Origin of the sequence: Rhodococcus sp. DN22, assembly GCF_036669995.1 — a bacterium.
In the GTDB taxonomy this organism is placed as follows: Bacteria; Actinomycetota; Actinomycetes; order Mycobacteriales; family Mycobacteriaceae; genus Rhodococcus_F; species Rhodococcus_F erythropolis.
Genome location: NZ_CP133326.1, coordinates 872,193 through 884,779 on the forward strand (window position 1 = coordinate 872,193; position 12,587 = coordinate 884,779).

Below are 12,587 nucleotides of genomic sequence, written 5' to 3' on the forward strand. Positions count from 1 at the left end.
GCACGGGCGATGGAAATCTTCCCGATATGTCCACCGCTCGTGCCCGTGTCCCGTACCACGAGGCAGCTCGTCAACTCCTCCGTGCGTCAGCGCTCGACGCCACACGCGAACTCTTGACCGAGAAATCGTGGAACGACATCACCATGGCGCATATCGCGGAAGCTGCGGGTATGAGCCGGCAGACGTTGTACAAGGAGTTCACGTCCCGGCAGGGGTTGGCGTCCGGATACCTCATCCGGTTTGTCGACGAGTTTCTCGAAGAAGTGGAACGCGAAGTAACGCTGCATCATTCGGACCCGCGGGGCGCGGTCTCGGCAGCCTTCCGTGCATTCTTCGACGCCGGTGCCCGGGATCCGATGGTGGTCAGTATTGTCGGTCCTCGTCCGCAACATGACCTGCTGAGCCTGGTCACCACCGACGGGACTCCACTGCTCGAACATGCGAGCGCGAGGTTGGCCGAGATCTTCATGACCAGTTGGGCGAACGTCGACCGCATCCATGCCGAGATGTTCGGCAGCACGATAGTGCGTCTGGCGATCAGTCACGTGACGTTGTCCTTCGGTACTCCCGATCAGATCGCCGAGAACCTGGGGGAGATGTTCGGGCCGTTCCTCGATCAAGTCATCGGTTCGGGCACAGTCGAACCGAACTGAGCCGACAGGATCGATACGGTTTCCGAGCTAGGACGGAAGTTCGATCGAGACTGATCGCCGTAGTTCTTTGGTGGGAAGTTTCGCCGATATGTGTGAATCCAAGTCCCGCTTCTCGGTAGCGTGCCGGACGTGCGTCGAGGTGCAGCCCGTGGGCGGCTCTCGTCAGATTCCGTCAACGGTGGAGGGTTTCGAAGATGAAGAGCCGCAATAAGTCTCGAGTGATGTCGACAGTTGCGCTAGTTGCAACATTTGTCATGGCCGGTGCAGGTGTGGCAATCGCCGACGAATCATCGTCAGGGTCTTCCGGCAGCGGATCGCTCGGTTCCTCCGGTGCGGCAGAGGTTGATCCGTTGACCTTCGACGGTTGGGGCACGTGCCCGATCGAGGATCTCGAGGTGACGACGTGCGCCAGCGTCGTAGTTCGCGGAGGGACCATGAAATTGGGCGCGCTTTCGGTGCCGATCCCGGACGGAAGTCTCAAGGTTGCGGGCGGCGTGAAATACGCGACCCAGCCGGACAACAGTTTCATCGAGACGTTCGTCGCCAAGCAGGACGGGTCCAACGGGGTCTATTCCAATCCGATTTCGGTACCCGGAGGTGCTCTCGGGATCGATACTCCGCTGGGACTGACTCAGATCAGCGCGACGGTGGAATCGGTGGGAGTCCCGGATCTGAAGGTTCTCGAGCAGGAACTCACCATGCCTGTTCGATTGAAACTGTCTAATCCGTTGCTCGGTGACGATTGCTACATCGGTTCGGTTTCGAATCCGATCAACCTTCACCTGACCACAACCGGAAACCCTCCGTCGGAACCTATCGGTGAGTTCCCCGGTGCAGTGTTCCCGGCAGTCCCACATTCGGATGCTGTGTTTGCGGCGCCGGGAGCCAGCGGATGTGGACCGCTCGGTGCGCTCAACTGGGCGGTGAATCTACGCGGGGGAGTGCCGGCGGCCAGCGGAAAGAACTCTCTCACCACGTCGAGCGACGTCTACGCGGTGGCTGCACGAAAGGTGCGACCGCCTGCCTGACGGACGCGCAGTCGCTGGAACGTAGAACGAGGGCCGACCCGTGGTGGGTCGGCCCTCGTTCTACACAATCAGGTCAGCTGACCTCGGGATCACGCACCGTGATGGTGCCGTCCCTGACCGCGTCGGCGATGCTGTCGTGCAGTTTCGGGCAACCGTCCTTCAACGCCGTCGACTGCCCGGAAGCAATTGCCTCTTTGAAGGTGTGGCAACGCAGCGCCGGGTCGGAAGTCCACTGAACACTGGTGTGCTTGTACGTGTTCTTGCGAACCAGTACGCAGGCACCGCATGCCTTGCAGTCGACTTCCTGCAGACCCGAGTCGAGGTATTCGTGCTTGTCCTCGATCGTCTGGGCCGCGATCGCCTCGAGCCGTTCCGTTTGCCCGGCAAAGTCCGGTGCCTTGGCCCAGCGAGCCCACCGTGCGTCGGTTCCGATCGAGGCGCTCACGATTAGACCTCTGCTTCCTTCTTTGCCGCTTCTGCTGCAGCTTCCTTCTCGGCCTTCTGGCGTGCGAGGTTTTCCTCGACCTCGGCGTGCCAGGCTTCGTTTGCCTTGGTGGTGTCCACCTCGAACTCGAAGCGCTGCGTCATCTTCTCGGTGACGTCGGCCTTGTCCACGTAGAACTGCTCGTACCAGCGTCGTAGCTGGTAGACGGGGCCGTCTTCTTCACAGAGAAGGGGATTCTCGATCTTGGTCTTGTTCTTCCAGATCGCGACGTCCTGCAGGAAGCCCTCGCTGATGCCCTCGGTGAACTTGCCGGCCAACTTGTCGGCCATCTCGTCGGAGACACCCGTCGGCTTCTTGACCGTCACGCCCCACTGCAGCACGAACGAGTCCGGGCTGATCGGGTAGTGGCAGTTGATCAGAACACTCTCGACCTCGTATCCGCTGTAGCTGTTCCACAGGGGATTGACCATGTACGACGGTCCGTAATACGCAGCTTCGGAGCGAAGAAGCGTGTCGCCGCCGTACTGGGAGGCCATTCCGATGTCGGGACGGCCAGTGGTGTTGAGGTACTGAGTGGCGATCTCACCTTCGAAGACGTTCTTGAAGTACGTCGGGAAGGCGTAGTGGATGTAGTAGAAGTGCGCCATGTCGACCACGTTGTCGATGATCTCGCGGCAGTTGGATCCCTCGATGACCATGGAGTTCCAGGTCCAGTCGGTCCATTCGTCGCTGTACGCACCCTCGATTCGAGGAATCACGATCTCTTCGGGCGGCGGATTGCCCTCGGGGTCGTTCCAGACGAAGAGCTGACCGTTCTGCTCGAGGGTCGTCCACGCGCGGGTACGTGCGAGTGGGGGCACGCGGCGGGCATAAGGAATGCCGGTGCACTTTCCGTTGCCGCCCCAGCGCCAGTCGTGGAAGGGGCAGGCGATGGAATCACCCTTGACCTCGCCTTGTGTGAGGTCACCACCCATGTGACGGCAGTATCCGTCGAGAACCTTGATGTCGCCCTTGCTGTCGGCGAACACCACGAGCTTCGTACCGAAAGCCTCGATCGCGTGCGGTTTGCCGTCCTTGAAGGTCTTCAGTAGACCCAGGCAGTGCCAACCGCGGGCGAAACGAGTTTGCACCGTTCCGACGTCGATCTCGCGAATCTGCGCCATTGTGACCTCACATCCCTTCTAGCTGTTAGTAGAACACGTTATAGAACTCGATCCGGTTCCGCCAGATTTTGGGGGCACTTGTTACAGCATTGCGGCCACAAACGGGACCTTTGTCAGCGTCTCGACAGAAAAGAGAACGTGTTCTAGTCTCAAGTGTAAGTGAACCAACCGATCGAGGAAGACGGGAGCGTCGAAGTGGGTAACCATGACAGCCACGAGGTGATGCAGAGGCTCGACGCACTACTGCCGGCACTGCGCGAGCGCGCACAGGAGACCGAGGATCTGCGTCGTATCCCCGACGAGTCCATCAAGGGGCTCCAGGAAACGGGCTTCTTCCGCTTGCTGCAGCCGAAGCAGTGGGGCGGGTACGAAGCCGATCCGGTGCTGTTCTACTCCGCGGTCAAGAAGATCGCCAGCGCGTGCGGTTCCACAGGGTGGGTCTCCTCGATCATCGGCGTACACAACTGGCACCTCGCCCTCTTCTCTCAGCAGGCGCAGGAAGACGTGTGGGGCAACGACACTGACGTGCGCATCTCGTCCTCTTACGCTCCGATGGGTATGGGTGAAGTAGTCGAGGGCGGATACAAGGTCAACGGTGCGTGGGCGTGGTCCTCGGGTTGTGACCATGCCAGCTGGGCCGTTCTCGGTGGTCCGGTGTTCAAGGACGGCCGCGCAGTCGATTTCGTGAGCTACCTGATTCCTCGCGAGGACTACCAGATCGACGACGTGTGGAATGTGGTCGGCCTGCGTGGAACCGGCTCCAATACCGTTGTGGTCAAGGATGTTTTTGTTCCCAAGCATCGCGTGCTGAGCTTCCGGGCGATGAGCGAATTGACCGCCCCGGGCCTCGAGAAGAACACCGCGCCGGTCTACAAGATGCCGTGGGGAACCATTCACCCCACCACGATCTCGGCGCCGATCGTCGGAATGGCTTACGGCGCTTACGAAGCGCACGTCGAGCATCAAGGCAAGCGTGTTCGTGCTGCGTTCGCCGGCGAGAAGTCGAAGGACGATCCGTTCGCCAAGGTGCGTATCGCCGAGGCGTCCAGTGACATCGACGCCGCGTGGCGTCAGCTCTCCGGCAACGTCGCCGACGAGTACGCGTTGATCCTTGCAGGCGAAGAGGTTCCGATGGAATTGCGTCTGCGCGCTCGACGTGACCAGGTGCGCGCCACTGGCCGTGCGATCGCCTCGATCGACAAGCTTTTCGAGAACTCCGGTGCCACCGCACTGCAGAACGGCACTCCGATTCAGCGTTTCTGGCGCGACGCTCACGCTGGTCGCGTCCACGCCGCGAACGATCCCGAACGCGCATACGTCATGTTCGGAACCGGCGAATTCGGTCTGCCGATCACCGACACGATGGTCTAGAGGAGGCTCAGTGACAACTACCGAAGAAGCTCTCACCTACGAGTCCACTTCGCGGTTCGCGCAAGTGCGCCCCGATCTGAAACTGCACTTCCACGAGGCAGGCGTCGGAAACGACAAGACCATCGTGCTGCTGCACGGCGGTGGCCCAGGCGCGTCGTCGTGGTCGAACTTCGCCCGCAACATTCCGGTGTTGGCGAAGAACTTTCACGTCATCGCCGTCGATCAGCCCGGTTACGGGCAGTCCGACAAGCCGACGGAGCATCCGCAGTACTTCGTGCACAGTGCGTCGGCGCTCAATGATCTTCTGGATACGCTCGAGATCACCGGTCGCGTTGATCTGCTGGGTAATTCGCTCGGTGGTGGCGCTGCTGTTCGCTTTGCGCTCGACTACCCGGACCGTGCGGGTCGCCTCGTTCTGATGGGCCCCGGCGGTCTCAGTGTCAACCTGTTTGCGCCGGACCCCACCGAGGGCGTCAAGAACCTCGGAAAGTTCAGCTACCAGCCCACACGGGAGAACCTCGAAGCATTCTTGCGGATCATGGTCTTCGATCAGAAGCTGATCACGCCGGAACTCGTCGACGAACGCTTTGCTGCCGCCAGCACTCCCGAGTCGCTGGCTGCGGCCAAGGCGATGGGTAAGTCCTTCTCCAGCGGTGACTTCGAGCTCGGCATGCTCTGGCGCGAGGCGTACAAGCTTCGACAGCGTGTGTTGCTGATCTGGGGCCATGAGGATCGGGTCAACCCCCTCGACGGCGCACTGGTTGCGCTCAAGATGATCCCGCGCGCGCAACTCCACGTCTTCGGCGGTTGCGGTCACTGGGCGCAGCTCGAGAAGTTCGACGAATTCAACCGGCTCGCAACCGACTTCCTGCTCGACGGAGGTAAATGATGGGTATTCGATCTCTGGCGTACATGCGCATCGGGGCCACCGACATGGCCGCGTGGCGCGAATACGGACTCAAGATCCTCGGAATGATCGAGGGCAAGGGCGTCGACGCGGAATCGCTGTATCTGCGTATGGACGACTTCCCGGCGCGTCTTGTCATCGTTCCGAACGACACGGACCGTCTGCTCGTCTCGGGCTGGGAAACCGCGAATGCGGCTGAGCTGCAGGATATCCGTGACAGGTTGTCGGCAGCCGGTGTTCCGTTCAAGGAAGGCACGGCGGAGCAGCTCAAGGACCGTCGCGTCGTCGAGATGATCGCGTTCGAGGACACCTCGGGCAACTCCCTCGAGGTGTTCCACGGAGCTGCTCTCGAACACCGCCGGATCGTGAGCCCGTACGGGCACAGGTTCGTGACGGGCGAGCAGGGCCTCGGCCACGTCGTGCTCACCACCGATGACGACGATGCTTCGCTGCGGTTCTACCGCGACGTACTCGGATTCAAGCTTCGCGACTCGATGCGTCTGCCTCCGCAGATGGTCGGCCGGCCCGCGGACGGCGACCCGGCGTGGCTGAGGTTCCTCGGCTGCAACCCGCGTCACCACAGCTTGGCGTTCCTGCCGTTGCCCAACCCGACGGGCATCGTGCATTTGATGCTCGAGGTGGAGAACTCCGACGACGTCGGACTGTGCCTCGACCGGGCACTGCGCAAGAAGGTCAAGATGTCGGCGACTCTCGGTCGCCACGTCAACGACGAGATGCTCTCGTTCTACATGAAGACTCCAGGCGGGTTCGACATCGAATTCGGTTGTGAGGGGCTAGAGGTCGAGGACGAAAACTGGATCGCGAGGGAAAGCACGGCCGTGAGCCTGTGGGGTCACGACTTCACGGTGGGAATGAAGCCGTGAGTTCGCCCGACGCGTCGGTGAGTGCGGAGCAGGCTATCGATCCACGCCAGTTCCGCACGGTTCTCGGGCAATTCTGCACGGGTATCACCATCATCACGACAGTCGACGACGGTGAGCCGGTCGGGTTCGCGTGTCAGTCTTTCGCTGCCCTGTCACTCGACCCACCTTTGGTGTTGTTCTGCCCCACCAAGGGTTCTCGGTCGTGGGCGGCAATCGAGCGGACCGGGAAGTTCGCCGTCAACGTGTTGGCGGAGGAACAGCAGGCGGTGTGTGCTCGTTTCGGGTCGCGTGAGCCGGACAAGTTCGCGGGCATCGATTGGACGCCATCACCGTTGGGGTCACCGATCATCGACAAGTCGCTCGCGCACATCGACTGCACGGTGGAAACCGTCCACGACGGCGGTGATCACTACGTCGTCTTCGGACGTGTGTCGTCGATGAGTGAGATCAAGACCGAACGCCCGCTGCTCTTCTATCGCGGGCAGTACACGGGCATCGAGCCGGACAAGACTGTTCCGGCTACCTGGCGTGACGATCTGGAAGCGTTCCTGACGACCACGACAGAAGATACCTGGCTGTAGTGGCAACCCCGTGCGTGGTTAAGGAGTCCAGGGGCTCCTTAACCACGCACAGGGCCGGAGGCCCTACAGAGAAAAACAGGTATGACAGAAGTCGTCACCGAACGGCGTCAGCAGGATGCTACGACGCACTATCTTGTTGGATCGTCCGGCTCGCTTGACCGCCTCGATCACCGACGGCTGTACCTCGACCACCTGGTACCGGTCGGCCTCGACGGGCTCGCGTGAGAACGCCACCAAACCGAGCCGATGCAGGTTGTTCAGGTACGCGCTGATGCGGTCCAGATGGCGACATCCCGCCAGTTCTCCGATCATCGACAGACCCTCGTCGATCATCTCCGAGCCGACGCCGAACGGCCGCGCCGTACGTACGTCCACGCTCGGTTGCGCACCTGAAGTGGCCAGTAACCGAAGAATTCGAGCTTCGTCCGGCGCGATTTCGTCGAGGATCCGGTCGTAGGCCGGGTGCAGATCGTCGCGATCGGTCACGTCCGCGGAACGGTCCAGCAACCTGTCGCCGCGTGCCCGCAGCGCCGCGAGAGTGGCCTCGACGCTCTGTTTGCGATTGGTTCGAGTTGCCATTGCTGCCCGTAGGTTCTCGGTCCGCGAGCCGTCTCCGTTGGAGTTCTCGGCCCGACGTTCGGATTGAACATTGGCCGATTCAGCGGCCTCTGCCGCGGCTTCGGCGGCAGCCTGAACGATCTGCCGCGTCGCCTCCTTCGCCGTTCCGAAAGCCCAACCCGTCAGCTTGATCGACGTGAGCGTCGTCGTGGCAGTCAGCCCGACAAGGCTGCGGATCAGACGCTTTTCGACGGATTCGACCGGCGCGATGTCCGCAGCCCAGTCGTACGATTCCGCTTCGACGATCAGGCGATGGTCGTGCTCACTCATACTCATACTCCGACTCATACTCCGAATATTGCGAGGTGCAGGAAACCGGCAAACGAGCCCAGCACGGCCCCGTGTACGAACAACAGCCACTCGTCCTGTTTGACGGCTGAGCGTAGTAGTTCACTGAAATCTTCCGGTGAAAGGATGCTCATGCGTTCGGTGACGAAGACACGAATCTTCTCCGACTGGCTCTCGGCGAACTCCGCGTCCTCGAAGACCCTTGGGTACAGATCGAGCACTTCGGTGGTGGCCAGCCCGGGCAGACGCTTGTAGCTCTGCGAACCGACGGTCATCTTGACCACCGACTTTGCCCAGCCGGCGGCGTCGTCGACGGATTCGCGCAGTACCTGATCGAGCATCCGCCTCGTTCGGTCCGAGCGCGGACCTTCGAGGAGTTCGGTGCCGATGTTCTCGAGCGTCACGACGTGATCGGCCAGGGTTTTTGCGTACCCGGCGATGATCTCGGTGCGGCGTTTCAGGAAAAGTCCCTGCCGCCACGGCACCCAACGGCTGGGGGTGATCGGCTCGAAGATCATCGTGATGCCGAGGTAGTTCACGATGTATCCGATGATCACACCACCGATGGGAAGCACCCACCACTGCGGAACCAGATGGAGGATTCCGACGAGCACGAAGCCCATCGGGAACCCGAAGTAGAAGCCGAAGTTCTGCATGAACCTGAGCTCTTTGTTGCCCATCGTGCGGAAGATGTCGTTGAGCAGTTTGGGATGCGAGGAGAGGTAGCGGATCACCATCAGCTTCGCGTCGATGAACTCGTCGATGTCCTCTTCGATGCGGTCGGTGATCATGCGCACGCTGGCCGGCAGATCGTCCTCCACCTTGCGGAAGACGGCTTCCTTCACCGACGTCGGAAGGTTGTGCCACAGCTGAGGATTCTCGGCCGTCATGATTCTGGTGACCACGCCGCGCACTTCACTGCGGGAGATGTTCACCAAGTGCTCGGCGATGCTGTCCGGGTCCAGGACGCGATAGAAATCGGCGATGCTGCCGACTTTCGCGAGGGATTTGTCGACGGCGATCGACGCCATCTTCTCCGCCCGCGAGGGGACGATGCCTTGCCAACCGAATCTGCCGTCGCTGGTGATCGCGGGGATCACCTGGACGCGTCGGGGGAGGAACGGGAAGAGCAGTTTGAGGCCGGGCACTTTGATCCCGTGGAAGTTGATCGGCGCAAACAGCATCAGGACGCCCGACCAATTGGTGATGTACCCGATGATTCCGGTGAACAAAGGAATGGTGATCAACTGTTCGAGCAAGTGGTCCGGCACCGTCGCACATCCTCCTCATATCCGAGAACCTCACGTTCGGACATGATTGCCGAAACTTCGCTCTTCGTGGGTGTTTCGTTGGCTACTGCTGCGCCTTCCCAGTTGCGTCAGCATAGAGGCCCGACAATTCGGGCTGTAGGTGGGTAGGAAGTTGATGTAACCTCACGTACATGGTCAGTATTGCGCACAACACGACGACGCCGGTTCTCTTCCGGCGCATCGTTTAGCAACTGCTGACCGAACCCTTTCAGCCCCGGGAGTTATCGCCCCGGGGCTTTCCTGTTTCGTCGCTCCGTGTGCGTCTCCCCTTGAACGATTTGGAGAGCTCTCATGAGCGTTGACCACCGCGAACTCGGGCGCGAACTGGAGTTTTTCGCTACCACCCCCATAGTCGGAGCCGGCCTTCCACTCTGGTTGCCGGACGGCGCCGTCATCAGGAACGAACTCGAAAAGTTCGCCGCCGAACAAGCAGCGCGCTCCGGTTGTCGGGGTGTCTATACCCCCGTTATGGCGAAGAAAGAGTTGTACGAGAGATCTGGTCATTGGTCCAAGTTCTCGGAAGACATGTTCCCCGAAATGAAGATAGGCGGAGAGTCATTTCTCCTTCGTCCGGCTAACTGTCCTCATCACGCTCAGGTATTCGCCGCTCGCGGTCGTAGTTATCGCGAGCTACCTTTCTGCGTTCGTGAACTCGGCTCGATGTTCCGTAGCGAACTCTCCGGAGTTCTCAGCGGATTGAGTCGAGTCCGACAGATCAATCTCGACGACGCACATGTCTTCTGTAGTCGTGAACAAGTGCAAGCGGAAGTGATCGTCGCGCTCGATGCGATCGAGCGCTGCTACTCGACTCTGGGGATTGCCGAACGGGGGTACCGACTCTCGATCAGAGGGGGAGAGGGGCAGTACCTCGGCACCGACGAGCAGTGGGCGGACGCCGAGGATCACCTTCGCGGGGCGCTGAGTGCACGCTCGATCGAGTACGTGCAAGCGAAGGGGGAGGCAGCGTTCTACGGTCCCAAGATCGACGTCCAGGTGCGAGACGCGCACGGCCGCGAGGAAACACTCTCGACCGTGCAACTCGACTTCAATCAACCGGAGCGGTTCGACCTCGAGTACACCGCTGAGGACGGATCCAAGGCTCGCCCCGTCATGATCCATCGGGGCTTGCTCGGGTCGATGGAACGCATGACTGCGCTTTTGATCGAAAGGTTCGAAGGGCGGATGCCGCCGTGGCTGGCACCCAACCAAGTCTCGATTCTGCCCGTCGGCGACCGGCACCAGGTTGAGGCCGAGCGTTTGCGGGCCGATCTCGAGGCTCGCGATGTTCGAGTGGCGATCGCGCCTGACGGATCGTTGGGACGTCGCATCCGCGAGGCACGCACTCACCGTGACCCGTACATCGCGGTGATCGGGGACAACGAGGTGCACGGCGGCACCGTCGACGTTCTGGTCCCCGCGCGTGGTGGGCGGCTGGTCGTCGATGCGAGTGTGTTTGTCGCTCAGGTGGTCTCGGGAATCGAGGAGCGTGCCCTGCTTCCGGCAGACTTCTAGCCGACGGGTAGTTCGTGGAGCGCGCGCACCAGTGGCGCGAGTTCGGGTGTTTTGCACGCCTCGTCGAGTGCGGCCTCGAGGGTGGCGTCGTGCGTCGGCCGTGCGCTTTCGAGAAGCTCGCGGCCGGCCGGCGTCAGTTCGGTGTAGATGCCTCGACGGTCGTCGGCGCACAGGATGCGCGTCAGTAGTCCTCGATCTTCGAGTCGATTGACCAAGCGCGTCGTGGCGCTACTGCTCAGTGCGGCAGCGCGAGCCAGCTGGGCCATACGCATGTGCCAGCCGTCCTGGCGGCTCAGTGCGTCGAGCACGGTGTATTCGACGACGGACAGTTTGTGCTCACGCTGGAGCGCGCGTTCCAGTTCGGTGTCGAGGGCGCCGTGCAGTGCTGCGAGCGTGCGCCACCCTTGCGAACGGATTTCGACGGCGTCGTCGGCGATCCCCATGTGATTCTCCTTGTCCGTTTCCTGCGACTCCAGGTTACCAGCTTGCGCATGTAGCGCGCGCGTGCAACTATTTATAGCGCGCCTGCAACTACTGCACACGCCCGCTAACGGCTTACGCGTAAATCTGTGAAAGGAACATCGAGATGCCATTGGGTCTCATTGCCCTCGCTATGGGCGGGTTCGGGATCGGCCTCACCGAATTTGTCATCATGGGCCTCCTGCCCGAGGTCTCGGCTGATTTCGAGGTCACCGAGTCCGTCGCGGGCTACCTGATCTCGGGCTACGCACTGTCGGTGGCGATCGGCGCGATCCTCCTGACCGCTGCCGTCACCCGCTTCGAGCGCAAGAAGGTCCTTCTCTCGCTCATGGTGCTGTTCATCATCGGCAACCTGATGTCCACGCTCGCGCCCTCCTACGAGGTCATGATGGGCGGACGCATCGTCGCGGCACTGTGCCACGGTGCGTTCTTCGGGATCGGTTCGGTGGTTGCCGCCGACATGGTCGCGCCCAACAAGCGTGCCGGCGCCATCGCGATGATGTTCGCGGGCCTGACCATCGCCAACGTTCTCGGCGTTCCGTTCGGCACTCTGCTGGGCCAGCAACTCGGATGGCGCTCGACGTTCTGGGCCATCACCGTCATCGGCGTCATCGCGCTCATCGGAATTGCAGCACTCGTCCCGACGACGCCCGCCAGCACGACCGGTGGCGGATTGCGCGGAGAGTTGGGGGCATTCCGCAACAAGCAGGTATGGCTCTCGATCGTCATCACCATCCTCGGCTACGGCGGAATGTTCGGAGCCTTCACCTACATCGCCTTCACCCTCACCGAGGTCACCGGCTTCGCGACGTCCAGCGTTCCGTGGCTGCTCATCCTCTTCGGCTCGGGCCTGTTCGTCGGTAACTTCCTCGGCGCCAGGGCGGCCGACCGCTCGCTGACGAAGTCGCTGGTCTGGATTCTCGCGATCCTGACCGTCGTTCTGATCGTGTTCGCCGCCACCGCCGAGAGCAAGGTCATGACCGTGATCTCACTGTTCTTCATGGGCGCCTTCGGTTTTGCGACGGTACCCGGGTTGCAGATGCGGATCATGAACTACGCGTCGGCCGCACCGACCATGGCGTCGGGTGCCAACATCGCCGCCTTCAACGTCGGCAACGCACTCGGGGCATGGCTGGGCGGAATCACCATCGCCGCGGGACTCGGCTTCACCTCCCCGATCTGGATGGGGGCGGCGGTCACCGTCGCAGGTCTGCTGGTCCTGATCGTCGCGGCGAAGATCGACCGCCCGGCAGCGTCAGAGCAGTCGACGTCGAGCACCTCGCTGCACCCGACCGCCGCCTGAACCTGACCACTGCGCTCTGATCCCATCGCGTGAACGTATCGCTC

General features: G+C 61.6%; 13 protein-coding genes. 8 read left to right on the forward strand and 5 right to left on the reverse strand.

Translation table 11 applies throughout. The features are described from left to right. Positions 1–26 precede the first annotated feature (26 nt). Positions 27–653: a TetR/AcrR family transcriptional regulator gene (locus tag RA302_RS04000; protein ID WP_007734097.1), complete on the forward strand. Its 627-nt coding sequence runs from the start codon at positions 27–29 to the stop codon at positions 651–653. A gap of 194 nt (positions 654–847) precedes the next feature. Further along, a complete protein-coding gene (locus RA302_RS04005) occupies positions 848–1,681 on the forward strand; it encodes a hypothetical protein (RefSeq protein WP_031332836.1) in 834 nt (277 codons plus the stop codon). A 73-nt stretch (positions 1,682–1,754) separates the two neighbouring features. On the opposite strand, the gene RA302_RS04010 is transcribed toward RA302_RS04005, so the two are convergent. Then, on the reverse strand, positions 1,755–2,126 hold the full coding sequence (locus RA302_RS04010; protein ID WP_007734099.1) for a hypothetical protein: 372 nt from the start codon (positions 2,124–2,126) through the stop codon (positions 1,755–1,757). A 2-nt stretch (positions 2,127–2,128) separates the two neighbouring features. Beyond that, on the reverse strand, positions 2,129–3,289 hold the full coding sequence (locus RA302_RS04015; RefSeq protein ID WP_003945847.1) for a Rieske 2Fe-2S domain-containing protein: 1,161 nt from the start codon (positions 3,287–3,289) through the stop codon (positions 2,129–2,131). 195 nt (positions 3,290–3,484) lie between these two features. Here RA302_RS04015 and hsaA point away from each other — a divergent pair, with 195 nt between their 5' ends. Genes hsaA through hsaB form a run of 4 tightly spaced genes read left to right on the forward strand, consistent with a single transcriptional unit; the run spans position 3,485 to position 7,032 of the window. Further along, positions 3,485–4,660 (forward strand): 3-hydroxy-9,10-secoandrosta-1,3,5(10)-triene-9,17-dione monooxygenase oxygenase subunit, encoded by a 1,176-nt coding sequence (gene hsaA, locus RA302_RS04020; protein WP_031332838.1) that lies wholly within the window; start codon positions 3,485–3,487, stop codon positions 4,658–4,660. Between the two features lie 10 nt (positions 4,661–4,670). Next, positions 4,671–5,549, forward strand: coding sequence for a 4,5:9,10-diseco-3-hydroxy-5,9,17-trioxoandrosta-1(10),2-diene-4-oate hydrolase (gene hsaD, locus RA302_RS04025; RefSeq protein ID WP_338479481.1), 879 nt, complete (start codon positions 4,671–4,673; stop codon positions 5,547–5,549). Further along, positions 5,549–6,451 (forward strand): iron-dependent extradiol dioxygenase HsaC, encoded by a 903-nt coding sequence (gene hsaC / locus RA302_RS04030; RefSeq protein ID WP_003945585.1) that lies wholly within the window; start codon positions 5,549–5,551, stop codon positions 6,449–6,451. The genes hsaD and hsaC overlap by 1 nt, the downstream gene beginning before the upstream one ends. Further along, on the forward strand, positions 6,448–7,032 hold the full coding sequence (hsaB, locus tag RA302_RS04035; protein ID WP_003945677.1) for a 3-hydroxy-9,10-secoandrosta-1,3,5(10)-triene-9,17-dione monooxygenase reductase subunit: 585 nt from the start codon (positions 6,448–6,450) through the stop codon (positions 7,030–7,032). Before hsaC ends, hsaB begins: the two co-directional genes overlap by 4 nt. Positions 7,033–7,095: 63 nt before the next feature. On the opposite strand, the gene RA302_RS04040 is transcribed toward hsaB, so the two are convergent. Continuing rightward, positions 7,096–7,920, reverse strand: coding sequence for an Abi-alpha family protein (locus RA302_RS04040; protein WP_019746907.1), 825 nt, complete (start codon positions 7,918–7,920; stop codon positions 7,096–7,098). Between the two features lie 14 nt (positions 7,921–7,934). Then, positions 7,935–9,209, reverse strand: coding sequence for a hypothetical protein (locus RA302_RS04045; RefSeq protein ID WP_019746908.1), 1,275 nt, complete (start codon positions 9,207–9,209; stop codon positions 7,935–7,937). A gap of 330 nt (positions 9,210–9,539) precedes the next feature. On the opposite strand from RA302_RS04045, the gene thrS reads away from it, so the two are divergent. After that, entirely contained in the window at positions 9,540–10,760 is a 1,221-nt protein-coding gene (gene thrS, locus RA302_RS04050; protein WP_166501829.1) for a threonine--tRNA ligase, read from the forward strand. On the opposite strand, the gene RA302_RS04055 is transcribed toward thrS, so the two are convergent. Then, positions 10,757–11,203: a MarR family transcriptional regulator gene (locus RA302_RS04055; protein WP_003945852.1), complete on the reverse strand. Its 447-nt coding sequence runs from the start codon at positions 11,201–11,203 to the stop codon at positions 10,757–10,759. The two genes, thrS and RA302_RS04055, sit on opposite strands and share 4 nt — an antisense overlap. 143 nt (positions 11,204–11,346) lie before the next feature. Here RA302_RS04055 and RA302_RS04060 point away from each other — a divergent pair, with 143 nt between their 5' ends. Further along, positions 11,347–12,543, forward strand: a complete 1,197-nt coding sequence (locus tag RA302_RS04060; protein ID WP_166501830.1) for an MFS transporter — start codon at positions 11,347–11,349, stop codon at positions 12,541–12,543. The last annotated feature ends 44 nt before the right edge of the window (positions 12,544–12,587 follow it).

Excerpts from the sequence above, each read along its gene's own strand:
- RA302_RS04040 (WP_019746907.1), bottom strand. The coding sequence starts at position 7,920 with ATGAGTGAGCACGACCATCGCCTGATCGTCGAAGCGGAATCGTACGAC.
- RA302_RS04005 (WP_031332836.1), top strand. The coding sequence starts at position 848 with ATGAAGAGCCGCAATAAGTCTCGAGTGATGTCGACAGTTGCGCTAGTT.
- RA302_RS04060 (WP_166501830.1), top strand. The coding sequence starts at position 11,347 with ATGCCATTGGGTCTCATTGCCCTCGCTATGGGCGGGTTCGGGATCGGC.
- RA302_RS04015 (WP_003945847.1), bottom strand. The coding sequence starts at position 3,289 with ATGGCGCAGATTCGCGAGATCGACGTCGGAACGGTGCAAACTCGTTTC.
- RA302_RS04000 (WP_007734097.1), top strand. The coding sequence starts at position 27 with ATGTCCACCGCTCGTGCCCGTGTCCCGTACCACGAGGCAGCTCGTCAA.
- RA302_RS04055 (WP_003945852.1), bottom strand. The coding sequence starts at position 11,203 with ATGGGGATCGCCGACGACGCCGTCGAAATCCGTTCGCAAGGGTGGCGC.
- hsaC (WP_003945585.1), top strand. The coding sequence starts at position 5,549 with ATGGGTATTCGATCTCTGGCGTACATGCGCATCGGGGCCACCGACATG.
- thrS (WP_166501829.1), top strand. The coding sequence starts at position 9,540 with ATGAGCGTTGACCACCGCGAACTCGGGCGCGAACTGGAGTTTTTCGCT.